Here is a 23,927-nt window from a genome sequence, read left to right on the forward strand (position 1 = left end):
AGCAAAACTGAGCATCAATGCAAAGTAAAAATTATGTAAGTTTATGATTTTTATAAAATAAAAATGAGAAACATACGCATTTGCACTTAAAATCATCAAATACCTATTTAGAAAACAAGCTGTTGCAGGTTTTATGACTCAAATCCGCGTCATTTTTTCTCCAACTTCTAAATATAGTTTTTTGTAACAAATCCATAATTATACTGATTTGTCTTTTCTGACTGTGAAGTTTCATCTTCAGCCCGAGACAAGCCACTTTTTTCTGACTATCATACGTATACGTGAAAATAACAATGGCTTAAAAATGACATCTCCTCAGAATACAGCTCCAATTTTAGTGACTGGTGCAACAGGTTATATTGCCAGCTGGGTCATTCAAAAACTGCTCGAACAAGGTCATCAGGTGCATGCCACCGTACGTGATCTAAATAAGAAAACGAGTTTTGCCCATTTAGAAAAAATTGCAGCACAAAGTACAGGCACGCTAAAACTCTTTAAAGCCAATTTACTTGAAGCAAATTCTTTTGATGAAGCGATGCAAAGCTGTGAAATCGTTTTACATATGGCTTCTCCTTTTGTGGTCACCAACTTTAAAGATGCTGTCAAAGACATTATTGAACCTGCTATTTTAGGCACAGAAAATGTACTTAACAGTGTCAATAAAACTGAATCGGTAAAACGTGTGGTGGTGACGTCAAGTATTGCTTCCACTTATGGTGATGCAATCGACATTCAACAAACTGCAAATAATAGCTTTGATGAATCACATTGGAATACCAGCAGTTCTGAAACCCATCAACCTTATCCATACTCTAAAGTCATGGCAGAGCGTAAAGCTTGGGACATGCAAAAGGCACAAAACCGTTGGGATTTAATCTGTATTAATCCTGCTTTGGTTCTTGGCCCTTCTCTAACGCCAAATACACAATCAGGCAGTGTCGAAGTCTTGCAACAATTTACCAATGGTATGACGCTTTTAGGCGTACCGCCAATGTGGAATGGTATTGTTGATGTACGTGATGTTGCCGATGCCCATATCCATGCTGCATTTAAAGCCGATGCTCAAGGTCGTTATATTATTAGCGGTGGCACACTTAGCTTATTAGAAATGGGCAAAATTTTACGTCAAAACTTTGGCCATAAATTCCCGTTCCCTCGTAATCATTTACCGAAAGTTGCTTTTAAAATTTTTGGTCCATTGGCTGGGTTTTCTAAAGACTTTGTCGAGCTGAATATGGGCTATCCAATTTACTTCAATGCAGATAAAAGCAAGCAAGAGTTTGACATCGAATATCGTAATATTGAAACCAGTTTGGTTGAACATTTTCAACAACTGCTTGATGATGGTGTGGTGAAAAAATACCTTTAAGCTCAAAAAAGCCACCAATTCGGTGTAATACTAATCAGTTAAGGGGTTTACAATTAACTCCTTAGCTTTTTAGTTATTCATGACGGAGTCTTATATTTTTAAATCAAATACTTGGAGCTCGTTTGTTCTTTGTTACGCCAAAAGAACCAAAAGCATTTGTCATCCGCAAAACTCGTCAAATACCTTTTATTGATCAATTCATCGCAGAAACCTTAATTTTCAAAGTGTTTTTTCCTTGCGCTGCAAAATAAAGCCGTGCTTTATTTATTGCTCAAGTTGCGGATAACGTTTCCGCGTATCAAATAATATCATGAGTTTAAAATAAAAAAAGTCAGTCAATTTATTAACTGACTGACATGACCAATTTGGTGGCTTTTTTATAGATTCAATACAGCTTAGATTTGCCCATAGTCTGTCATTAAGGCAATAAACTCTTGTTCATTCATCACTTTCACACCTAACTTTTCAGCTTTTTCGAGTTTAGAGCCTGCCTTTTCACCAGCAACCAGACATTTAGTTTTACTAGAAATACTACCACTCACCCGAGCCCCTAAAGCTTGCAACATTTGTGTTGCTTCATCACGTCCCATTTGACTGAGCGTGCCTGTAATCACCCAACTTTCGCCATTAAATGGCTGACGTGTCGGTGCAATTGGCGCATCCCAATGGATACCTGCATCAATTAAACGTTGAACCACTTCCAAATTATGCGGCGCTTGGAAAAAATCAATAATCCATTCTGCGGTAATGTCACCGACATCAGGTGTTTTCTTTAAAGTTTCAATATCGGCATTTTGTAAGGCTTCCAAAGTTTGAAAAGTATTGGCTAACATACGTGCTGTCGTTTCACCTACACCGCGAATGCCTAAGGCATAAATAAAAGCAGCAAGAGTGGTTTTTTTACTATTTTCAATTGCATCAAATAAGTTTTGAACAGATTTCTCGCCCATTTTTTCAATCGTTAGTAATTGCTCACGATGCTCATGTAAACTGTAAATATCAGCGACATTTTTTAACAGGTTGAGGTGTAATAAAGATTCCACCCAACGATCCCCCAGACCTTCAATATCTAGTGCTTTACGTGAAACAAAATGACGAATCGCTTCAATACGTTGGGCTGCACAATATAATCCACCCGAACAACGCGCCAGTGCTTCACCTTCTGGCATCACCACTGGTGACTCACAGACTGGACAATTTTCTGGTAAATGAACTTCTACTGTATGATCAGGACGAAATTCGGGCCAAACTTTTTCAACTTTCGGAATCACATCACCACTACGATATACACTAACGGTATCGCCAATACGAACATCTAAACGATGGATTTCACCAATGTTGTGCAATGTCACATTGGATACCGTGACTCCGCCCACAGCAACTGGATTTAAACGCGCTACAGGGGTTAAAGTTCCCGTCCGACCCACTTGCCAATCAATATTTTCAACCGTGGTTAACGCAGCAACGGCTGGAAATTTATAGGCAGTTGCCCAACGTGGCTCACGACTTAGAAAACCCAACTGTTGTTGCTGTTTTAGATCATCAACCTTAACCACCATGCCATCAATTTCAACGCTTAAATTTGGACGCTCTACATTAATCTGTTCATATTTTTCTTGAACTTCTTGAATGCTATCGCAAAGAAAATGGCGCTCACCGACAGCAAAACCAAAATTGGTTAACCACTGTAAGCTTTCTGACATCGACGTTAAACCATGATTTGGCTCACATTGTGCAATACCATAGGCATAAAAGGCCAAAGGACGTGAAGCCGCTATCGCTAGGTCTAACTGACGTAAACTGCCTGCCGCCGCATTACGTGGATTAGCAAAAGTTTTTTCACCTTTGGCTTCATTCTCGGCATTCAGTTTCTCAAAGCCTGCTTTAGGCATGAGCACTTCACCACGTACTTCTAACAATGCAGGAACAGCAACTTTAGCGGATGAAAGGACTTTCGGTAAGTTACGAATGGTTTTAACATTTTGAGTAATGTCTTCACCCGTTTCACCATCGCCGCGAGTCACACCACGAATCAATATCCCGTTTTCATACCAAAGTGAAATTGCTAAGCCATCAAATTTTAACTCAACATCATATTGAATTTTTTGATTCGGCAAGCGTTCTTCAATACGACGTGCAAATGCAAACAGATCTTCTTGATTAAATACATTACCCAATGACAGCATTGGCACAACATGGGTAATACTTTCAAATTTAGGTAGTGCTTTACCGCCTACCTTATGAGTTGGTGTATCGGCTTGTATATATTCTGGATATTGCTGTTCTAAAGCTTTCAGTTGATGAAACAGTTGATCATATTCACTATCTTCAATGGTCGGTTGATCCATTACATAATAAGCATGATTATGCTTGGCTAAAATTTGGATCAATTGACGCATTTGCGCTTTGATAGTTGAATCTTGAGTCATTTCTTCACCATAAAAAAGGGCGGTCTATTTTCCGCCCTTAAAAAATTTTATCTACTCGCTATTATAGAAATCGAGCCGTTTAGTTTCAAACTAAACTTCTGCTACATGTCCTGAACGATAGTCAATCGCTTGATGACGCCATTGCTCACGCAACTGCGGAGTAAACTCCTGATTATTTTGATCGTAAACTGTGCCATCAATTTCACGGGCAATTAAGCGCGAAATACTGTCCATGGTGTCAAAAGCATTTTGTACGTCACTATGCGGTAACGCTAAGAAAAATGCCAAACCTTTCACTTCTTCAGTGGACAAGGTTTCAAGGTCAAAGCCTGCCGCACCTTCATCGGTGATTTGTAAAACAGAAAAGAGTAATTTGCTATCATCTTGACTATAACGATGGAAACACGCCATTTCACCAAAACGTAGACCATATTTAAGCAACACTTTTAAGGTTTTTTCACCTGAAAGCACACGACGTTCTGGATAAATATTTAACGCAATGAATTCAACCGCGGTGGATAAAGCACTTTCCTCATCAACGCGTTGCTGTTCATGTAAATGTTCATCCAAAATGCTGCTTTCTTCTTCAAACTCTGAAATTTCAGCTTTGGCGATATTGGCATTCAGGTTAAATTCTGCGGACTCTTTTGCTTCTGTTTTTTCCACAGAAAGAGATTGTTCTGTTACAACATCGACTTCTTTAGCCAATATAGGTTCAAGCGAATCTGCTGCTAATTCAGTATGACTGCTGGTTTCTGCTGCGTTAACCTCAGCATTTTCAGTTTTTAACGTAGGTTCAACGCGTTCAACACTTGCAGTTTCTGTGGCACTTTGTAATTGATCACGTACATGGCGAGGAATCACAGGCTGCTGACTGTCTGAGTCGACATGCAGTTCTGAATCTAATGAAGGTGCTGCATCAGCAGGTTTTTTAAACAGTATTCTTAAACCGAATAACATAATGATAACGGCGATAACAATACCAACAACGGTTGTGACTTCCATATTATGACTCCGCGACTAAACCATATTCTTTTGCTTGTTCCAAATCGACAGTGACTAATTTTGATGTACCAGGTTCTGGCATGGTAACACCTAACAAATCAGTTGCCATCGTCATTGCAACTTTATTATGAGTAATGTAAATGAATTGCACGTGTTCAGAAAGCTCTTTTACCAAATTACAAAATCTTCCCACATTGGCATCATCCAAAGGCGCATCCACTTCATCTAAAACACAGAACGGTGCGGGATTTAAACGGAAGATTGCAAATACCAATGCCAATGCCGTGAGTGCTTTTTCACCACCCGATAACAATGCCAAAGAACTGTTACGTTTACCTGGTGGTCGAGCTATTAGTTTTACACCCGATTGCCAATCATCTTCAAGACTTAAACTCGCTTCCCCACCATTAAATACTTTAGGAAACAAATCTTGTAGCTCGAGATTGACCTGATCGAAGGTGGTCATAAACAATTTACGGGTTTCTTGATCAATACTTTTCATGGCATTTTTTAATTGATCGACCGTTTTTTCCAAGTCTTCAATTTGGTGACTCAGTTCGGCAAAACGCTTCGACACTTCTTCATATTCTTCCGAGGCGGCTAAATTCACCGCCCCCAACTTATCAAAGCGTTGTTGTGCTCTCTCAAGCTGTTGTTGATGTGCCACCAAATCAATGCTTAAACCTGTAATAACTTCACTATTTAAAGCAGCCAACTGTTCTGAATAATGCTGTAAGTCAGATTTCGCCACTTGCCAAGCCAGACGTTTTTCTTCCAATTGACCACGTAATTTTTCATCTTGTTGTTGCTGTTGATGACGCTTTTCAGTTAAAGACTGCTGTTTTTCTTGTAGATTATTCAGTTCAACTTGCCATTCATGCCAAGTCTTTTGCAATTTCTCTGTCACTTGAGCTTGTTGATTAAATTGTGACTCTAGTACAGGTAACTCCAATTGCACAGGATCAACAAAATTTTTCGCCTGTGCCATTTGCAGCATAATTTGTTGATATTGCGCTTTTAAGAATGAAGCATCTTTTTCCAAGAGTTCAGTTTGCTGTCCCGTTTGTGCGCTCTGACGACGCAGCAATTCCAATTCCTGCTGTGCCTGCTGCCAAGTCTGCTGAGTATTTTCAAGCTGCTCGGTGAGTTCCTCAACTTGAAATTGCATGGTTTTATAATGCGGTAAAGCCTGTTCCAATTTCAAATTTAAGGCATGCAAATCAATTTCCAAATCATCTTTTTGCATAGCATCTTCTTCCAACTGCTCATCCAGTTGTTGTAACTGATTTTGCAATTGTTGCTTTTGCATTGAAAATGCCTGAACGGTACTTTGTAGTTGCGCTATTTTGACATCGAGTTGTTGCAATGCCTTTTGTTGCTGCTTTAACGTCTCTTGCTGACCTTGAATGTTTTTTTGCAAAGTTTGAATGTGTTGCACGACTTCTGGTAATTGTTGTTCAACGACTTCTAGCTGTGGTAACTGCTGTGCCAGTGCACTTTCAATTTCATCTAAACGAATGCGATGGCTTAACGCCCCTTGTCCAGCCTGACTGGCTTCATCGTAAAATAAACCAATCACCCAATCTAGACCGACATGATAACCGTCCAAAGTTAAGATGGACTGCCCTAAATTCAATTGGCTTTGCAAAGACAAGACCCGAGTTAGCGTGTCTGCCACAGCCACCTGCTGCCAAATGGAATGCTGTGGTGACTCAATCCAGTCGGCTAAACACTCTAAATCAGCTAACTGAATCCGATTTTGCAAAAGATTGCTTTTAAGCTGACGGGCAGTACTTTCAGCGAAATTAGCATTCACATCTAATACTTGCGCAGAAAGCCATTTTGCCAAAAACTTTTCAATTAAATTAGCATGTGGTTTAGCTTGATCTTTCAGCTTTAATACCTGCATCAACTGCACAGCATCATTCCGAGCTTTTGGGCTGTTTTTAATCAGTAATTGATTCAGATTTTTTTGTTCTGATTGCAACACTTGAATCGCTGACTTCAAACTTGCAGCATCATTTTTCTGTTGCGTATATTGCGTCTGTTCAAGTTCTAAAGTTTGTTTCTGCATTTGAATATTTTGTTCTAACTGCTCAATCTGCTGCGTAAATTGAACTTTTTCCTGCTCTAGCTGTTCAATATCACCCAACTGATTTTGGTTTTGGATTTGAGCCGTTTGCTGTTGCAAGGTTTGCTTTTGCTGTTCTATCCGAACAATATTTTTGGCTAATTGTTCACTTTGCGCCAACATTTGCAGCTTTTGCTGTTGCTGTTTCTCAACCTGAATTTTGACCAATTCAAACTGCTGTTGCACTTGTTGTTGCTGTGTTTTTAAATCACCCATACTTTGGGTTTGACCTTGACTCTGACTTTCTTGCTGTTGCAATTGCTCGGTCTGCTGTTCGTATTGTGCTTGCAAGGTTTCAATTTGCAGTTCAATCAGCTGTAGTCGTTCTTTGGTTTGTAATTTTTGTTGTTCCAATTGAGTTAAAGTTGCAGTATTTTGCTGCAATAAAGACTGTTTTTGTTCCAGCGTCATTTTCAATTCAGACAGTTTTTTCTCCGCCTGTTGCCATTCATTTTGCAAAGGCGTGGACTGTTGAATCAGGCGTTGAAATAACTCACTGGTTGCAGTTAAGTCATGTTCTAAAGTACTCAGTTCAGAGCGAACCAACTTAAAGGTTTCCCCTAAAGCATTCATCTGCAAGGTATATTCTTGCTGTAAATGACTGCTTTGCTCACATTGAAATGACAATACTTCAACTTTGATGGTTCGAATCTGGGTTTCAAGTTCTTTATATTGCACAGCTGTTTCAGACTGACGTTTTAGCGTTTTTAGCTGTGACTTGAGTTCCAAATTAATGTCTTCCAGACGCGATAAATTTTGCGTAGTGTGATCTAAATGCAATAAAGTTTCACGACGGCGGGCTTGATAACGTGAAACACCAGCAGCTTCTTCAATGAACACGCGCATTTCATCTGGTTTGGCATCGACCAAACGGTTAATCATACCTTGTTCAATAATGGAATATGAACGTGGCCCTAGACCTGTACCAAGGAAAATATCGGTAATATCACGACGACGGCATTTAGTGCCATTTAAGAAATATTCAGACTTGCCATCACGGTTAACCTGACGACGCACTGCCAACTCATTGTAGGCGTTATATGTACCACCAAGCTTGCCATAGGTATTATCAAAGCGCAGTTCAACAGTTGCCATGCCCACAGGTTTACGTTTGACCGTCCCTGTGAAAATGACATCCTGCATGCTACCGCCACGCAGTTGCCGTGCACTTGATTCCCCCATGACCCAACGAATGGCATCAATCACATTGGATTTACCACAGCCATTTGGCCCAACCACAGCGGTACGATTCGCCTTAAAGTGTAAAGTCGTACTATCGGCAAAAGATTTAAAGCCGGAAAGTTTTAAGCTGCTTAAACGCATAATGTCCTGATCAACGTCGTGAACGTCTTGCCCATGCAAGTTCGATTTGTTTCATCCGTGTTAGAGATTCCAACACAAGGTTACGCAAGTGTCGACAAAAATCATCCATAAATAAAGTAGCTTGTTGTGATTTTCGGATCAAAACTGCATCAGTCACCAACTTAAACAAGTCAAATGATTCCTGTAACTCACGACGAGAGATGTTTAAGGTTAAAAAATAACTACGACGTAATGATGGCAGTAACTCTTGATAGAACTTGATTAAATAGGGATTCCCCACCATTTCCTGCTGACGAGCCAAACCTTGAAAGATTAAATCATAGAATTTTTCAGTATGCCCTTGGCGTGTTTCTTCATGCAACTGTGCCAATAATGCTTGAATTTTTTCAGCTTCATGTGTGCGCCAAGCTTCTGCCATACGCTGCACAATTTGCCCCAACAGCAAGGCACTTACATCAAATAAAGCACGTACTTGTTGTGCAGACATTTCTGACACAACTGCACCACGACGTGGATAAATTTCAATCAGCTGTGTTCGTTCTAACAGTAATAATGCTTCGCGTACAGAACCACGGCTGACATCGAGTTCAGCCGAAATTCGCAACTCTTGAATGCGCTCACCTTCTACCAGTTCACCACGAATAATTTGCTCACTAATATGTTTAGCAATTTGTTCGGACAAACTCTCTTTCCCCTGTTCTTGCATACTATTCCTATTTTGTTTTTATAAGATGCAATCGAAAAAATTAGCATAAACGCTGACTGATATTCTCTTTTACCTCACTTGTCATCATAAAAAAAATGACATTGTCAGACAATTTTTAAGTCTATACAGCCAATCTGAAAAAAAATTAAATCATTCACATAAATGAGAAGCCCGTTCACCACTAAAAAATAAACCTAAATTCTATTTTTTAGTGGTTCATTCCTTTTTTGACGATTGAATGAAAAAGTATATCGATCAAAAAATTCAGCGATATAACATCCTAAAATATAGAAAAAAGATGCGAACAACTTCATCATAGCGCAACTCAATCCATCTATTTTAATTTACCCCATTAAAAATAGCTCGAAAAGCCTTGGTAAATGAAATATAAACCGACGATAGTTAAAAGACAGGCAAAGCATCTTTTGAGCATGGCTGGCGATAACTTATGTGCCACTTTAGCCCCGAGTTTAGCTGTAATAAAACTCATCACGCTAATGCCAATAAAGGCATACACATGTACATAACCAATACTATGCGGCACTTCAACGGCTGAATTCGAACCAAACCACATAAAGCCTAATGCACCCGCAATTGCAATAGGTAGCCCTCCTGCTGCCGAAGTTGCCACGGCTTTTTGAATGACCACACCATGACGATTTAAATAAGGTACTGTAAGGCTGCCACCACCAATGCCAAATATAGCTGACGCAACACCAATGCCACCGCCTGCAAGCATTTGCATGCCTTTGGTAGGTAAATGGTGGGAAGGATTAACCGGCTTACTTGCACCATTAAACATGCCATATCCCACCCAAATCGCAAAAAAACCGATCAGCAATTGTAAACCCTGACCTGATATATAATCCGCAATCCCCGCACCTAGAAATGAACCTAAAGCCAGACCGGGTGCTAAATTACGAAATACATCCCACATCACAGCACCACGTTTATGATGTGCTGAAATAGAGCTGATGGAGGTCACAATAATCGTGGCTAAGGACGTACCAACAGCCAAATGCATAATCACTGAAGGATCATAATGCAGCTGTGTGAACACAATATATAAAATAGGGACAATAATTAGACCGCCACCAACGCCAAATAGGCCAGCAGCAAAACCCGCCATTGCGCCAATTAACAAATATATGATTAACTCCATGATTCACATTCCACTGCTTCTTAGATTTAAATGGATTTAGAGACTCGACAACTGCAAAAAATCCTCGACGACGCTCATCAGCGCCCAGAAGTATTAATACTGAAACCAGTCACAACTTCAACCAATGATGATGTCCGTGAAATTGCCCTCAAAGGCATTCACAGCGTTTTAGTCTGTAGCACAAAGCAAACTCAAGGTCGTGGACAACGTCAACGACAGTGGGTATCGCCTGAAGGGAATATCTATTTAAGCACATTGCTCAATACACGAACAGCCATTGATGGGCGGCTTGCCCTTGAAATTGCATTAAATATTTTGCAAATGCCGAGTCTGAAAACTTTAGACCTACAAGTCAAATGGCCGAATGATCTTTATAGTGCACAAGGTAAATGGGGCGGAATTTTAGTTGAACCACTTTCTCCGCATCAAGTGATTGTCGGTGTTGGTATCAATCTGGAACCCATTCCCAAAGCAAATATTGACCAGCATGCAACATCCTTAAGTGAATTAGGATTAACCCCTATTTCTCGTATGCAGTTGATTGCTGAGTTGTATATAGCGATTCAACAGGCCAGTGAATGGTTTGATCATCATTGTTACAACCTTGCTGCCCGTTTTAACCATTATGCTGCATTTAAAAATCAAGCTGTTGAGTTTGAACATTACTCAGGGCTTTGCTCAGGTATATTTATGGGTATTCAAGATGATGGTGCGGTGAGCATTGAAACCAGCGAAGGTTTAAAACAATTTTATCAAGGGCGCTTACGTCGCTTAGAAACTGCTCTTTAGAGAAATATAATGAAAAACTTATGGTTGGATATTGGGAATACGCGGCTCAAATATTGGATTACCGATAATAATCAAGTGATTGAACATGCTGCAGAAATGCATTTGCAGTCTCCGGCAGATTTACTTTTAGGCCTGATTCAACACTTTAAAGCACTTAAACTGCATAATGTAGGCGTGTCTTCGGTACAAGATAAAAAGAATAATGACCGTATTCAACGTATTTTAAAAAGTCTCAACATTCCTGTGGTCTTTGCCAAAGTTCATGCCGAATATGCAGGTTTAAGTTGCGGTTATAATGATACTACTCAACTGGGCATTGATCGTTGGCTGCAAGTTTTAGCAGTCGCAAATGACCCAACGCAAAATTATTGCATCATCAGTTGTGGCACAGCTTTGACCATTGACCTTGCGGATGGTTTACAGCATTTAGGTGGTTATATTTTACCAAATCTATATTTACAACGAGATTCCCTGATTCAAAATACCAAAGGTATTAAAATTCCTGATGCTGCTTTTGATGAGCTCACACCAGGGCGCAATACCATTAATGCAGTGCATCACGGTATTGTTTTAGGATTGGTCAGTGCAATCGAAAAAGTGTTGCAACAATCACCCCGAAAATTAATCTTAACTGGTGGCGATGCTGCTTTATTTGCCAAATTTCTTGTACAGTATCAACCACACATTGAACCAGATTTGTTGCTTAAAGGCTTACAGACTTTTATTCAACATCACCCCGAAACCAATAGTGGCTGAAGTAATGTCCATAATTGCGGAAATTCGGTAACCTAAAATACCCAAATTGTCATGCCAGTGGCGATGGAATATAAGGATCATCACTGGACAACAACTGTAAACTCAAAGGCATTTGGTCTGTAACAAACCACTATCCAAGCATGCTTGTGCGATAAACTCATCTAACTCATCTAACTCATCTAACTCATCTAACTCATCTAACTCATCTAACTCATCTAACTCATCTAACTCAGGTCGACTTGGTAGCTTGGACTTCAATCCATAGACAAAGATTCCCATCTTAATTTTCTGACCTTTATTTTTAAAATGTTGATTTAGATAATGCGACACACTGATACCACCTAAACCGTGTGCGACAACCCCTCTTTACTAAAGAGGGGAATATCACGAATCAGATCAGTATTTGAATTTGTGTCACTCCTCCCTTTTTCAAAGGGAGGTTAGGAGGGATTTTAGCTGATGAAAGATGATCATTTAGAAAAGGGTAGAGTTACAAAATGCTCATGTTTTTGTGGTTAAAAAAGTCCATTATTTTAATATTTTAATAATAAAAATAATTGCTTATAGATATGTAGCAAAAAAATTTATATTATTTGTGGTTATCAGGCTTCCAGCAATGACCATTGATTTCCGTGGTTAAGTCGGAAGATACAACAGGCAGGGCATATTTCTAAACGTATCGTATTACCTGCATCCAATCGACCTGAATTTCAGCATTGGCAACAGGCACTACACATGCAAATTCGTGAGTTGGGTCAAAATACGATTATTAGGGGAGATTTTTAGAATATTGAGATATTTATGAAAATTGGTATTATTTTGGATAAGCCCAAATGAGAAGCCTCAAAATAAAGCGATGCTTTATTTTCCAGCGCAAGATGCGATGACGTTTCCACATATCGAATAACATCATGAATTTAAAATAAAAAAGCCAGTCAATTTCTTAACTGACTGGCTTTACGCATTAAGCGCCTTTCTTTGCATAAATCAAAAGATTATTTCTTCTGATCATTGCCACCGAACAATGGTCCCATACCGCCACCACCGCCGAATTGTTTTTGCATACCACTCAGTGATTTCATCATTTTTGCCATGCCTGACGGATTGGCAAATTTCTTCATCATTTTCGCCATTTGCGCATGCTGTTTAATCAATTTATTGACTTCAACTACATCCATACCACAGCCTGCTGCAATCCGTTTTTTACGGCTTGGGTTCATCAAGTCTGGGTTACGGCGCTCTTTGACAGTCATCGATTGAATAATCGCTTCCATCTTTTTCACTTGTTTTTCAGGGTTCGCTTGCGCAATCGCATCTTGAATACCTGAATTACTCATGCCAGGCAACTTATCCAAGAAGCCCATCATGCCGCCCATTTTATTCATTTGTTCAAATTGCATCAGCATATCTTCAAAATTGAAATTACCGCCTTTTTGCAATTTTTTCGCCATTTTTTCGGCTTTTTCTTTGTCGATTTTACGTTCAACTTCTTCGACTAAAGAAAGTACGTCACCCATACCCAAGATACGTTGTGCAATACGCTCAGGATGGAATGGCTCTAGAGCATCGAGCTTTTCGCCCATACCCAAGAATTTGATTGGCTTACCAGTAATGGCGCGAACAGAAAGCGCTGCACCACCGCGGGCATCACCATCAGTTTTGGTTAAAATTACACCTGTGAGTGGTAAGGCATCATTAAAGGCTTTTGCAGTATTTGCCGCATCTTGCCCCGTCATGGCATCGACCACGAACAAAGTTTCAGTTGGATTAATGGCCGCGTGAAGCTCTTTAATTTCGTCCATCATGTCTTCATCGACATGTAAACGACCTGCGGTATCGACAATTAAAACATCAGCAAACTGAATTTTGGCTTGTTCGATCGCACGCGTAACGATGGTAATTGGCTTTTCATCGGCAGTAGATGCAATGAAATGTGCACCAACTTCACCAGCCACAGTTTCTAGCTGTTTAATGGCTGCTGGACGATAAACGTCGGCAGAAACCATCGCTACTTTTTTCTTTTGGCGTTCTTGTAAGAAGCGTGCAAGTTTAGCCGCAGTCGTGGTTTTACCCGCACCTTGTAAACCAGCTAATAAGATCACAACCGGTGGCTTTGCCGCAAGGTCGAGGCTTTCATTCGCCGCGCCCATCATTTTTGTTAATTCGTCATGGACGATTTTTACGAAAGCTTGCCCCGGTGATAACTGAGTCATCACTTGTTGACCCAATGCTTCTTCCTTAACTTTCGCGATAAATTCACGAGTTACAGGTAACGCAACATCGGCTTCAAGAAGTGCCATACGTACTTCACGTAACGTATCTTTAATATTGTCTTCGGTTAGCTGCCCTGAGCCAGTAACATTTCTTAAACTCTGCGTGAGTCGTTCTGTTAAGGTATCAAACATTGCAAAATCCGCTTAAAATTGCTAGTTGCAAAAAAATCTTTCTTAAAATAGAAAATTTATGCATAAGATGCTATAGGATACTGTAGTTCGCATAGAATTTATATAAATGAATATTCATCATCCTGAAAAAGGTTTGACATGATCAGTCTCCCCTTGGTTTACACGATCTTAGCATTAATCGCTTATACCACATCTTTTTGGTATTTGTTTATCCACTTAATGTCAAAACGTGATCCAAACCATTGGTTTGTCAGGCTGGTACTGGGCTTAGGATTACTGTTACATGCAGGCGTTCTATATAACGATATGTTGACGCCCTTAGGTGTAAATTATGACGTATTTGTCTTACTGTCATTTACATCTGGGCTCATGTTGTTACTCAGCTTTATTTTCAGTGCCTTCCGTCCAATTCTCGCGCTTAATTTAATCGGCATCCCTGTTGCCGCGACAGGCTTAATCTTAGGTTTTGCCTTAAGTAAACAAAATCAATTTATTGAACAACATTCATTTGGTTTAGACGTGCATATTATTTTGTCTTTATCTGCCTATGCTGTTTTACTCATGGCAACCATACAAGCCGTAATTTTATGGTTCCAAGATCGTGAATTAAAGAACAAACAGAAAAAACGCTTTTGGGTCAATTTACTGCCCTCTTTTCAAGCAATGGAATCCTTGTTATTTGACTTAATCATCACTGGTTTTATTTTACTGACCATTGCTTTAGGTTTCGGCTTCTTTACCATTGATGACTTTTTTGCCCAACATTTAGCCCATAAAACGGCCTTTAGCATTATTTCATGGTTTGTCTATGGCTCACTCTTAATTGGTCATTACAAATTTGGCTGGCGTGGTCAAAAAGCCATTCGTTTTACTTTAATTGGTTTTATGCTACTTGCCATTGGTTTTATTGGTTCTAAGTTTATTTTAGAAATGGTTTTGGGTAGGTAAAGTCTTTTTATTTAGTTTTACTTATTAAAAAATATGGAGCGTTACGTAAATATCATGATTGGAACGTGACAATTCAACTAAAAAACCCAGTTTGTATAAACTGGGTTTTTTAGTTGATCAATAATTTATTGATTTCAAACAAATAATCGAGAGCATTTCGTATAACGTGTATTATGTTAATTTTAGAAAATCTTATAAACGAATAAAAATTTAATCTACTAATGTTTGGATCCATTGCAAGCTTCCGCTCATAGATATTTCGACACCTAAATTTGCTATATCTAAGTGTTCTTTTGGAATATAAGCAAATAATTTATCGTCAATATAAGCAATCCAAAATTCTGGGGGCGGACAATCACACTCATCGAAGAATCCATTGGTTTCTTCATATGCCAAACAGTCATACATAGAGCATGAAATATCAAACTCTAATATTCTCCCCGTGGACTCAAGTGAGCATGTCTGTTCTTTCACTTTATATTTAGAAAAAACGGATTGAATTATTTCAGGATAGTTTTTGTTAGTAACATCACTAAAATTTCTATTACACATACTCCAGAGTTTTTCTATTTTTATCGTGGGAGAATTTTTGAAAATATCTGCATTTTCCTCAAAAAAGATTGGATTTTGGTTTAAAAGAAAACCTTTTATTTCCATAAGACTAAATCCTATATCTAATATGCACCTATTGATTTAGATATTAAATCCTAATGGCTAGTTTCGATAGCCTAAAAAACTCTATTTAACATAATAGCGCTTATGCAAAATTTTCAAAAAATACAGTAAAAATGGCAGCTTAAGACTCCCATTTTTGATTTCTTATAAGGCGTATTTTGTTAATTTCAGGAAATCTTTACAGATAATCAATCCAATTACGAATCACTTTATATTGTTTTCTATACAATAGTCTTTCCATTTATTTTTAAAGTCTTCTATAGCTTTTTCTGCTTCTTCCTCTTTGGTATAAACAGGTGATATCTTTACTTCATCTACTATCTGATTGAAAATTTCACCTTCCTCTTTGAAGAGGTTACTATAAATACTTTTAGCTTTTTCTACGTCTGAACCCATTTGATGAAAAGTCATCAAAGTGTCTGCTGCATATGCAATTCCATCACATTGTTCATTGTCCTCCGCATATGAAAAGGAACAAGTTAATGATAATATCGAGAAAATTATTGGTTTTTTCATAATGGGAAATTTCATTTTAAAAATGAATACTAAAAGATTTCTATGGATATTAAAATCCACAGAATTTTATTTCATTTAACATAATGGTCGTTATACGAAACGCGTTTTATTTAAGATAATAATTTCAATAACTTAACTGGTTTTTAAAAATTCAAAAAACCACAAAAAAACCGACTCGGAAACAAGTCGGCTTTTTTATGTACAACTCTGGAATATATTGCCAATAATTTTGAGCAAAATTTACGCTTTTTATCTTATAAAATACAAATGTATGACACATTGTTGTATATACAAATTTGAATGTTTTTTATGGAACTGTATTTCGAATGGGATGAGGCGAAGAACCAAAAGAATCAGAAAAAACATGATGTATCTTTTGAAACAGCAAGCCTTATTTTTGATGATCCGTTAAGGATCTCAATCCAAGATAGACATACTAGTGGTGAGGAACGTTGGCAAACCATTGGCATGGTCAAAGGTGTACTGATGTTGTTAGTTGCTCACACCATCTTTGATGAAGATGAGTGTGAAATTGTAAGAATCATTAGTGCAATGGGAAGTCACCAAAGCGGAGCGAAATCAATATGAGCATGGTTAGATATACACGCAAAGAACTGAATGAAAATTTCAGTGACAAGCAAGATGCTGAAATTAAACGCTTGCTTGCTAAAGGAACTGTTCCTGATGAGCAATTAGACTTGTCTGATATTCCTGAAATTACCGACTGGAGTAATGCAATTCGTCATGGGCAATTTTATCGTCCAGTGAAACAGCAAACATCAGTCCGTCTTGATGCTGATGTACTCGCTTGGTTAAAAACACAAGGGAAAGGCTATCAGACACGAATGAATAAAATTTTAAGAGAAGCGATGTTAAAAGATTTAAAAAATCATTAATAAAGATGGGAGCATTGGCTCCCATTATTTTTACTTAGGTAATTTTTTTAAATACATAGTGATATAAGCAGTACCTGGACTTTGGGCAAATCCACTAGATGAAAATTCATCATAATTTACAGTTAAAATGTAACCATCTTCTGGAACAATAAATTTATTCTTTGTATCCCATTCAACAATATTTGAAGTTGAATTAACGTTTAATTCATACCCCTTTTTTACAGTTGTCATTTCAATTATCGGAGTAAAATCTGATTTTTTATAAAATTTACCACATTGTTTTATGTCATAAGATAACGGGGTTGTTCGTTTTTTAATAATTGAAGCAATTAAAATACCATCTTTTCCTTGTGGCTTTTCTAAAGTAGAACAGCTTCCAGCTTTAAATCCATAAAATGGTTTTTCTTTCCCTTTACTAATAAGGTCAACAACAACACTCCCATCATCTAGGTGAATATCTACAGTACTAACATCCCATCTAATAATTCTAGTCCATTGTTTATTTACAATATATTTGCCAACCATTTCCTTTTTAGACTTCATCCCATCAGGGCTTATATCAACCATTGAATTTAAATCATTTTTTATTGAATAAGTATTGCTAGAGTCAAGCGCTTGCTTCCCTCCCATCAATGCGTATTCGCCTACCATTTGGCATCCCATAAGAGTTACCGTTAGAATAGATAAAGTTAATGTTGTTCTATATTTCATCTAAAAAACCTAAGATTAAAAATTTATTTATTCTTTTATAATTACATAAAAATCTAATATTGATTTATCTGATACACATTCTTCTTAAAATATTAATTTAACATAAAATCTCTTATACGAAATATAAGTACTCAAGCCTCTACCACTCTACAATATTTCAAAGACCTTTTCCTAGACAACCCACACAAAAAAACGTATAACACCGTTTTTCAATTCGACTGGTGACACCGCTGTGAAACTCATTCTTGCACCCATGGAAGGCTTAACCGATCCTATTATGCGTGATGTACTGACGCATATCGGCAGCTTTGACTGGTGTGTCACTGAGTTTATTCGTGTTACCAATTCGGTCTTACCTGACCACGTTTATCATAGTTATTGTCCTGAATTACTGACCGAAGGTAAAACTGCGGCAGGTACTCCCGTACATGTACAATTTCTAGGTAATGATCCTAAAATGCTGGCAGCCAATGCAGTACGTGCCGTAGAACTTGGCGCACCTGCTATTGATATGAACTTTGGCTGCCCTGCCAAAACAGTCAACCGTCACCGTGGTGGTTCAGTGCTGTTAGATGAACCTGAAGTGGTACATCAACTGGTGAAAGCCGTTCGCAATGCTGTACCTAGCCATATTCCAGTATCTGCAAAAATGCGTTTAGGCTATATGGACAGAAACTTTACTTTAGAAAATGCGCATGCGATTGAAGATGCAGGTGCTGCTTGGGTGACTGTACATGCTCGTACTAAAGCCGAAGGTTATACGCCCCCTGCATTTTGGGATCAATTAAGCCCTATTCGTGAAGCACTGAAAATTAATGTGATTGCCAATGGTGAAATTTGGACCAATAGCGATGCCAAACAATGTCGTTTAGAGTCGGGTTGTGAAGATTTAATGCTTGGTCGTGGCGCAGTCACCACCCCCGATTTAACCCAATGTATCCGCCAAAATTTAGATGACCCACTCATCACATGGGATGAGCTTTTAGCTCTACAAATTCGTTTCTTACATGGCCCTTATAAAAAAGAAATTAATATGGTGGGACGCTATAAACAATGGCTTGGGATGATGTCCAAGCATTATCCTGAAGCAAAAATGTTGTGGAATGAAGTTAAACGAGTAAAGCAACTGAATGAAATTATCGAGAAGCTTCAAACTACTTCAACTTAATCAAATATTCCTAGATACTATTATTTAAAGATTTCAAAATAGGCTAGATAAATCCTCTAACAATCAATTTTTTCCTTTGTGTTCTTGTAAATTGGCGACATGTAAGCGGTCTGTTTTCCAAGATTTTTCCAAAATTTCTTTTTCAATCCGTAGCTGAATCCGTTTCAGTTTCATTGCTGGAATAACCTCTTCTTTAAAACCTTTGACATATTCAGTCCACGCCTTTCCTCTAAATACATTCGCAGGCATTGCTGTCTTAAATTCACAATCGGGCATAAAGACAATCACAGAATGTAAATATTCAGCGGCAACAATATCGCTCAGGACTGCTTCTAAAACCTTTTGATGTTTATAATTTTGATGCAGAGGATTTTGAAATTTATAACTATTTTTAAAGATCTTTTGTGTCCACATTTTCTGGCGCTCACCGCCAAAAATCCAGCCTTTATAATTTTTGGTTTCGATAATAAAAATGCCATACGGACTCAGTAAAATATGATCAATTTGGGTTGTACCCGATTGTTCATCGGGCAAAGTACAATTATTCAACAAGATATATTCTTCAGTTAAATATTTTTTTACATGTACGCTTACAGCAAACTCACCAAACTTTCCTTTTAGAAAAGGCTTGCAGGCTTTAAAAATGCCTAGCCCAACAAAAAGTAGAATCACCCACCCAAAAGTTGAAACTAATTGACCGAATATTGTTTCCATATTTTTTAATGTCTTCAATTTTAGACAGAATAATAGCTGTTTTTTTTATTTAATTAGACTTCTTTCATAAGTCTTTTTTAATCAATATAAGTAGTTCGTAAAAATATAATTTAGCAGATATTGGATTCATGAGTGTGGCATGGATGCCACACGTTTTCCATCCTTGCACTGCGTTTTAAAGCAGTGCCTTAAAACTGGCTCAGGATGTCGTGTATGGGAAACAAAAGGTTTTTCTTGCAGACTCAAAATATATTTTGAGGATCCTCATTTTGACCTTTCAAAAGTAGAGATAATGCCTACGCAAAAGCATAAAAATTTAATCAATTAAATGAGGCAGTGCTGATTTTAAAGAATCGAATATTGAGTATTTTTTGCTTTATGCAAATTATCTATTCTTGTTTTTCTAAACCAAGTAAAATTTCTTTGTTATTCAAACCACCTGCAAAGCCGACCAATTTTCCATTCACCCCCACCACACGATGGCACGGCGCAATAATTGAAATTGGATTTTTACCATTGGCTGCACCGACTGCACGAACCGCTTTGATATTCCCCACTTGCTCAGCAATATCACGATAACTTCGGGTTTCACCAAAAGGAATACTCAGCAATGCTTGCCACACTTTCTTTTGAAACATCGTACCTTCAAAATCTAAAGGCAAATCAAATTGTTGCCTAGTTCCAGCAAAATACTCACTCAATTGCTTTTGCGTTGCTAACAAAATGGGATGATCCACTTGTTCGATCAATTCTGCTAGGCGAACACGTTTCGGATTTTCATTTTCCCAAAGTACCGCAACTAAAGCATTTTCTGTTGCCACTAGTTTTAAAATACCAACAGGAGAAGGCATTTCCATAAAAGCGAGTTGCATTGTCTTCTCCTACGGTGAAATAAATAATAGAGATTTTATGATGATGACATTTTCATCAATACTAATCCAGAAACAATCAAAATGGCAGCCAACATACGCATAGCAGATGCAGGCTCACCCAATATAAAAATTCCGACCAGAAATGAACCGACTGCACCTATACCTGTCCAAATAGTATACGCTGTACCGAGCGGTAAAGTCCGCATTGCATAAGCCAGCAAAGCAAAACTCAAAATCATAAAAATAATGGTAATAATGCTAGGTGTGAGACGTGTGAAACCTTCGGAAAGTTTCATGGCGTATGCCCACACAATTTCAAAAAGTCCCGCAAGTATCAATAAAATCCAAGCCATGACGACTATGCTCCAGTTCATTAGAGTCAGGTCGTCCTGACGAATTATCTTGGGTAAATATAAAAAACACACCAAGGGAGGTCGTTCCTCCTATGAATAATGATTATATAAATGATTGATTGAAAATGGGACAAATTTTACATTTTTCGCCCCATTTATTACGTTTAAATGCCCAAATAAAAATACGACTGGCATTTACCAATCGTATTTTCTTAATTACAAAAAACTTATCTAAAATTTAAAACGAATACCTGCACCGTAGAACAACTCATTTTCAGAAGAAGATGATTTCTGCCAAGCCGTTTCTTTAACACCTTTGTTATATCCGTATGCCACATCAATAAAAGGCATAACCTTTTTTGTGATTTCATAACGGGTTTCCAAACCCAGTTGTACTGAGTTTAAACCAGTCTTTTTGGCATAGCTTGAATCATCACTTAACACGATATTCATATCCAAATAAGGCTGAACAATCAGTTTTTGCGTGAGTAACAGATCACGTTCAGTTTCTAAATTAAAAGAAACCTGACGGTCTTGTCCTAGATATAAATAAGCATCCGTTTCAAAAAAATACGGCGCCATGCCATGAAGACCAAATACAGCATCGACTTGGTCTTGATCAACTTCACGATTTTGGTCATTGCGATAACGGATACCCACCTGTACATCCCAAAAGTCAGCAACATTTCGGCTATACAACAGTTTGGCATCATATTCAGCTTGCTGTAATTCGACTTTATCGGCGTGAACTTTAATAAAAATTTTATTTTCATCCGTCCCGATTCGTGTTTCAAGCTCTGACTTTAACGCCCCCTTGCTATCATCATTACGCAGCCATTTACTTTCCAGCGTTGTTTGTTGATAAATCTGTCCACCATGTTCTTTTAAATGAGCTGCATGATCATATTTATAATCAAGGTCATCTGAGTCTGAATGTCTCTGCTGTACAGGTTGTACTTGCTTTTCTTCAGTAAGAATTTGAGATGCTGTGGACATTTTTTGATGCTGTGAATGATCCACAGAAGTTTCTTCTGTTGGCTGAGTCTGCGGTTCAGACATCGACATGGCATGATGTTCTTCGTGAGCAAAACTCTGTCCGCTCAGCGCCAGTAATGAAGCACTCAATGTGCTCATCGTCAATAAATTAATGATGCGCATGTGAGTCTCCTTGCTGTACTGGAGTTGAGATAGATGGTGCCGTTGCTGCTTGATTGTTATCTACATTCGCTACAATCAATTTACTCATCATGCCTGAAGACATATGGTAAAGCAGATGACAATGAATTGCCCACTCTCCTAACTCATCAGCAGTCAACATCGCAGTCACGGTTTTACCCGGTGGCACAATCAAAGTATGTTTATTCGGCATATCACTGCTGCTTTGCCCATTTTCTAGCTGCATAAACATGCCATGTAAATGCATCGGATGCGCCATCATACTGTCATTGATAAATTTCAACCGGATGCGTTCACCATATTTCACTTGTAAAGGCTCTACTTCAGTGAATTTTTTGCCATTAATGGTCCAAATATAGCGCTCCATTGTTCCACCTAAACGAACCTCGAGTTCTCGTTCTGCTGGACGGGTATCCTTTTGTGGTGTTAACGATTTTAAATCACTGTATTGCAGTGCTTTATGACCTGCTGGTGTTGATGCATTTGCCCAACCATAGACTGGCTGTTCCTTGTCATCCACTGTTGGCTTCACTGCTACGTGTGCTGAATGATCCATCTGCGGCTTCTGCTCAGAATCAGACTTGGCTTGGTGTTGTGAGTGGTCATTTACCTTAGAATGATCCATTTTCGAATGATCCATTAACTCAGGCTCATGTTTCATCATGGAATGATCCATTTTTTCATGATCGCCCGATGAGGAACCATGCCCCATATCTTCCATGGTCAGCAAGGCACGTGGACGTGCTTTCGGCATATGAATCGCATGTGTCTGTGCGCTTTCTTCATTATGCAAGGTACCAATTGCAAACCCACTGCGGTCAATGGATTCTGCTTCAATTTGATAATGATTGGCTTTCGGTTCAACCACAACATCATAGGTTTCCGCAGTCCCTATACGAAATTCATCCACAGCAACGGGTTTAACAGGTTGACCATCGGCACTCACCACCGTCATTTTTAAATTTGGAATACTGACATCATAAAATGACATAGCGGAGGCATTCACAAAACGCAGTCTGACTTTTTCATTCGGTTTAAACATACCCGTCCAGTTTTGTTCAGGCGTTTTACCGTTAATCAGAAAGGTATAACCAGTAACATCAGACAAATCTGTTTTTAGCATACGCATTTGATTCCACATGGAACGATCTTGCCATGTGCTTTTTAAACCATCACGTTTCACCTGCTTTAAAACATCGACTACCGTTTCACGTTCATTTTGATAGTACTCGGCTGATTTCTTCAGATTTTTCATAATCTGATCGCTGGTCGATTCATGAAAATCGGACAGCATCACCACATAATCACGATCTGTTTGTTCATGTGCTGCAACAGGCTTTTTATCTTTAGGATAAATCACCAAAGCACCATATAAACCGTCCTGCTCTTGCCCTTTTGAATGGGCATGATACCAATACGTGCCATTCTGACGTACTTTAAATCGATAGATAAAATCGCTTTTCGGCTTAATCCCTTTAAATTGGTTAAAACCAGGTACACCATCCATTAAACCGGGCAGCAATAAACCATGCCAGTGGATGGAAGAATCTTTATTTTTTAGATTATTGTGCACATGAATAACAGCATCATCACCCTCTTCAAACTCTAAAAGGGGGGCAGGAAATTGACCATTCACAGTAATACGCTTTAACGGCTTGCCTGTAATATTGACTGTCTGTTCATCAATATTGAGATGATATTCTTTAACTGCGGCAAACGCCCAAGATGATGAAACCAGACATACGCCCACAAGGAGGCTTTGACTTAATTTGATAGACATGACTTAACCTGTAATTTAAAAATGAAAATGTTTTTTAAATCAA

Annotated in this window: 21 protein-coding genes and 1 pseudogene; 7 read left to right on the forward strand and 15 right to left on the reverse strand. The window is 38.4% G+C overall.

Annotation, left to right across the window (positions count from 1 at the left end; translation table 11 throughout):
* The first annotated feature begins 304 nt into the window (after positions 1-304).
* Complete coding sequence (locus B9T25_RS11395; RefSeq protein ID WP_086188539.1) at positions 305-1,369, forward strand: SDR family oxidoreductase; 1,065 nt, start codon at positions 305-307, stop codon at positions 1,367-1,369.
* 395 nt (positions 1,370-1,764) lie between these two features.
* On the opposite strand, the gene ligA is transcribed toward B9T25_RS11395, so the two are convergent.
* The 5 genes from ligA to B9T25_RS11420 all read right to left on the reverse strand — a co-directional run bounded on the left by ligA (position 1,765) and on the right by B9T25_RS11420 (position 10,125).
* Positions 1,765-3,798 (reverse strand): NAD-dependent DNA ligase LigA, encoded by a 2,034-nt coding sequence (gene ligA / locus B9T25_RS11400; protein WP_086188540.1) that lies wholly within the window; start codon positions 3,796-3,798, stop codon positions 1,765-1,767.
* A gap of 90 nt (positions 3,799-3,888) precedes the next feature.
* Entirely contained in the window at positions 3,889-4,803 is a 915-nt protein-coding gene (locus tag B9T25_RS11405) for a cell division protein ZipA C-terminal FtsZ-binding domain-containing protein (protein WP_086188541.1), read from the reverse strand.
* Between the two features lies 1 nt (position 4,804).
* Positions 4,805-8,257 (reverse strand): chromosome segregation protein SMC, encoded by a 3,453-nt coding sequence (gene smc, locus B9T25_RS11410; protein WP_086188542.1) that lies wholly within the window; start codon positions 8,255-8,257, stop codon positions 4,805-4,807.
* 10 nt (positions 8,258-8,267) lie between these two features.
* Complete coding sequence (locus tag B9T25_RS11415; protein ID WP_086188543.1) at positions 8,268-8,963, reverse strand: GntR family transcriptional regulator; 696 nt, start codon at positions 8,961-8,963, stop codon at positions 8,268-8,270.
* Between the two features lie 352 nt (positions 8,964-9,315).
* A complete protein-coding gene (locus B9T25_RS11420) occupies positions 9,316-10,125 on the reverse strand; it encodes a sulfite exporter TauE/SafE family protein (RefSeq protein WP_086188544.1) in 810 nt (269 codons plus the stop codon).
* A gap of 30 nt (positions 10,126-10,155) precedes the next feature.
* Here B9T25_RS11420 and B9T25_RS11425 point away from each other — a divergent pair, with 30 nt between their 5' ends.
* On the forward strand, positions 10,156-10,914 hold the full coding sequence (locus B9T25_RS11425) for a biotin--[acetyl-CoA-carboxylase] ligase (RefSeq protein ID WP_086188545.1): 759 nt from the start codon (positions 10,156-10,158) through the stop codon (positions 10,912-10,914).
* A gap of 9 nt (positions 10,915-10,923) precedes the next feature.
* On the forward strand, positions 10,924-11,670 hold the full coding sequence (locus tag B9T25_RS11430; RefSeq protein ID WP_086188546.1) for a type III pantothenate kinase: 747 nt from the start codon (positions 10,924-10,926) through the stop codon (positions 11,668-11,670).
* 102 nt (positions 11,671-11,772) lie between these two features.
* Here B9T25_RS11430 and B9T25_RS14570 read toward each other — a convergent pair whose 3' ends face one another.
* Together B9T25_RS14570 and ffh are read right to left on the reverse strand one after the other, a co-directional pair.
* Positions 11,773-12,000: a hypothetical protein gene (locus B9T25_RS14570; protein WP_086188547.1), complete on the reverse strand. Its 228-nt coding sequence runs from the start codon at positions 11,998-12,000 to the stop codon at positions 11,773-11,775.
* Positions 12,001-12,665: 665 nt separating this feature from the next.
* Positions 12,666-14,075 (reverse strand): signal recognition particle protein, encoded by a 1,410-nt coding sequence (gene ffh, locus B9T25_RS11440; protein ID WP_086188548.1) that lies wholly within the window; start codon positions 14,073-14,075, stop codon positions 12,666-12,668.
* Between the two features lie 138 nt (positions 14,076-14,213).
* Here ffh and B9T25_RS11445 point away from each other — a divergent pair, with 138 nt between their 5' ends.
* Positions 14,214-15,023, forward strand: coding sequence for a cytochrome C assembly family protein (locus tag B9T25_RS11445; protein WP_086188549.1), 810 nt, complete (start codon positions 14,214-14,216; stop codon positions 15,021-15,023).
* A gap of 210 nt (positions 15,024-15,233) precedes the next feature.
* On the opposite strand, the gene B9T25_RS11450 is transcribed toward B9T25_RS11445, so the two are convergent.
* Entirely contained in the window at positions 15,234-15,680 is a 447-nt protein-coding gene (locus tag B9T25_RS11450; RefSeq protein WP_086188550.1) for a hypothetical protein, read from the reverse strand.
* 222 nt (positions 15,681-15,902) lie between these two features.
* Positions 15,903-16,214, reverse strand: a complete 312-nt coding sequence (locus B9T25_RS11455; RefSeq protein WP_086188589.1) for a 3-hydroxybutyryl-CoA dehydrogenase — start codon at positions 16,212-16,214, stop codon at positions 15,903-15,905.
* Between the two features lie 309 nt (positions 16,215-16,523).
* Between B9T25_RS11455 and B9T25_RS11460 the strand changes: the two are divergent.
* Together B9T25_RS11460 and B9T25_RS11465 are read left to right on the forward strand one after the other, a co-directional pair.
* Positions 16,524-16,812, forward strand: a pseudogene (locus B9T25_RS11460) (BrnT family toxin).
* The gene (locus B9T25_RS11465; RefSeq protein WP_086188552.1) at positions 16,799-17,110 is read left to right on the forward strand and encodes a BrnA antitoxin family protein; all 312 of its coding nucleotides are present in this window, start codon (positions 16,799-16,801) and stop codon (positions 17,108-17,110) included. The pseudogene B9T25_RS11460 and the gene B9T25_RS11465 overlap by 14 nt, the downstream one beginning before the upstream one ends.
* A 30-nt stretch (positions 17,111-17,140) precedes the next feature.
* Here the strand turns inward: B9T25_RS11465 and B9T25_RS11470 are convergent, their stop codons facing one another.
* Positions 17,141-17,821: a hypothetical protein gene (locus B9T25_RS11470; protein WP_143222473.1), complete on the reverse strand. Its 681-nt coding sequence runs from the start codon at positions 17,819-17,821 to the stop codon at positions 17,141-17,143.
* Between the two features lie 232 nt (positions 17,822-18,053).
* Between B9T25_RS11470 and B9T25_RS11475 the strand changes: the two genes are divergently transcribed.
* Positions 18,054-18,989 (forward strand): tRNA dihydrouridine synthase, encoded by a 936-nt coding sequence (locus B9T25_RS11475; RefSeq protein WP_213032995.1) that lies wholly within the window; start codon positions 18,054-18,056, stop codon positions 18,987-18,989.
* A 63-nt stretch (positions 18,990-19,052) separates the two neighbouring features.
* Here B9T25_RS11475 and B9T25_RS11480 read toward each other — a convergent pair whose 3' ends face one another.
* The 5 genes from B9T25_RS11480 to B9T25_RS11500 all read right to left on the reverse strand — a co-directional run bounded on the left by B9T25_RS11480 (position 19,053) and on the right by B9T25_RS11500 (position 23,884).
* Positions 19,053-19,703 (reverse strand): nuclease-related domain-containing protein, encoded by a 651-nt coding sequence (locus tag B9T25_RS11480; protein WP_086188554.1) that lies wholly within the window; start codon positions 19,701-19,703, stop codon positions 19,053-19,055.
* Between the two features lie 389 nt (positions 19,704-20,092).
* On the reverse strand, positions 20,093-20,575 hold the full coding sequence (locus B9T25_RS11485; protein WP_086188555.1) for a methylated-DNA--[protein]-cysteine S-methyltransferase: 483 nt from the start codon (positions 20,573-20,575) through the stop codon (positions 20,093-20,095).
* Positions 20,576-20,610: 35 nt separating this feature from the next.
* Positions 20,611-20,928 (reverse strand): quaternary ammonium compound efflux SMR transporter SugE, encoded by a 318-nt coding sequence (sugE, locus tag B9T25_RS11490; RefSeq protein WP_086188556.1) that lies wholly within the window; start codon positions 20,926-20,928, stop codon positions 20,611-20,613.
* 231 nt (positions 20,929-21,159) lie between these two features.
* Positions 21,160-22,086, reverse strand: coding sequence for a copper resistance protein B (locus B9T25_RS11495; RefSeq protein ID WP_086188557.1), 927 nt, complete (start codon positions 22,084-22,086; stop codon positions 21,160-21,162).
* Positions 22,073-23,884 (reverse strand): copper resistance system multicopper oxidase, encoded by a 1,812-nt coding sequence (locus tag B9T25_RS11500; RefSeq protein WP_086188558.1) that lies wholly within the window; start codon positions 23,882-23,884, stop codon positions 22,073-22,075. Before B9T25_RS11500 ends, B9T25_RS11495 begins: the two co-directional genes overlap by 14 nt.
* Between the last annotated feature and the right edge of the window lie 43 nt (positions 23,885-23,927).

It is taken from the genome of Acinetobacter sp. ANC 4470 (genome assembly GCF_002135335.1).
Classification (GTDB): domain Bacteria; phylum Pseudomonadota; class Gammaproteobacteria; order Pseudomonadales; family Moraxellaceae; genus Acinetobacter.

Coding starts and splice junctions, on each gene's coding strand:
- B9T25_RS11395 (WP_086188539.1), top strand. CDS start 305: ATGACATCTCCTCAGAATACAGCTCCAATTTTAGTGACTGGTGCAACA.
- ligA (WP_086188540.1), bottom strand. CDS start 3,798: ATGACTCAAGATTCAACTATCAAAGCGCAAATGCGTCAATTGATCCAA.
- B9T25_RS11405 (WP_086188541.1), bottom strand. CDS start 4,803: ATGGAAGTCACAACCGTTGTTGGTATTGTTATCGCCGTTATCATTATG.
- smc (WP_086188542.1), bottom strand. CDS start 8,257: ATGCGTTTAAGCAGCTTAAAACTTTCCGGCTTTAAATCTTTTGCCGAT.
- B9T25_RS11415 (WP_086188543.1), bottom strand. CDS start 8,963: ATGCAAGAACAGGGGAAAGAGAGTTTGTCCGAACAAATTGCTAAACAT.
- B9T25_RS11420 (WP_086188544.1), bottom strand. CDS start 10,125: ATGGAGTTAATCATATATTTGTTAATTGGCGCAATGGCGGGTTTTGCT.
- B9T25_RS11425 (WP_086188545.1), top strand. CDS start 10,156: ATGGATTTAGAGACTCGACAACTGCAAAAAATCCTCGACGACGCTCAT.
- B9T25_RS11430 (WP_086188546.1), top strand. CDS start 10,924: ATGAAAAACTTATGGTTGGATATTGGGAATACGCGGCTCAAATATTGG.
- ffh (WP_086188548.1), bottom strand. CDS start 14,075: ATGTTTGATACCTTAACAGAACGACTCACGCAGAGTTTAAGAAATGTT.
- B9T25_RS11445 (WP_086188549.1), top strand. CDS start 14,214: ATGATCAGTCTCCCCTTGGTTTACACGATCTTAGCATTAATCGCTTAT.
- B9T25_RS11450 (WP_086188550.1), bottom strand. CDS start 15,680: ATGGAAATAAAAGGTTTTCTTTTAAACCAAAATCCAATCTTTTTTGAG.
- B9T25_RS11455 (WP_086188589.1), bottom strand. CDS start 16,214: ATGAAAAAACCAATAATTTTCTCGATATTATCATTAACTTGTTCCTTT.
- B9T25_RS11465 (WP_086188552.1), top strand. CDS start 16,799: ATGAGCATGGTTAGATATACACGCAAAGAACTGAATGAAAATTTCAGT.
- B9T25_RS11470 (WP_143222473.1), bottom strand. CDS start 17,821: ATGAAATATAGAACAACATTAACTTTATCTATTCTAACGGTAACTCTT.
- B9T25_RS11480 (WP_086188554.1), bottom strand. CDS start 19,703: ATGGAAACAATATTCGGTCAATTAGTTTCAACTTTTGGGTGGGTGATT.
- B9T25_RS11485 (WP_086188555.1), bottom strand. CDS start 20,575: ATGCAACTCGCTTTTATGGAAATGCCTTCTCCTGTTGGTATTTTAAAA.
- sugE (WP_086188556.1), bottom strand. CDS start 20,928: ATGGCTTGGATTTTATTGATACTTGCGGGACTTTTTGAAATTGTGTGG.
- B9T25_RS11495 (WP_086188557.1), bottom strand. CDS start 22,086: ATGCGCATCATTAATTTATTGACGATGAGCACATTGAGTGCTTCATTA.
- B9T25_RS11500 (WP_086188558.1), bottom strand. CDS start 23,884: ATGTCTATCAAATTAAGTCAAAGCCTCCTTGTGGGCGTATGTCTGGTT.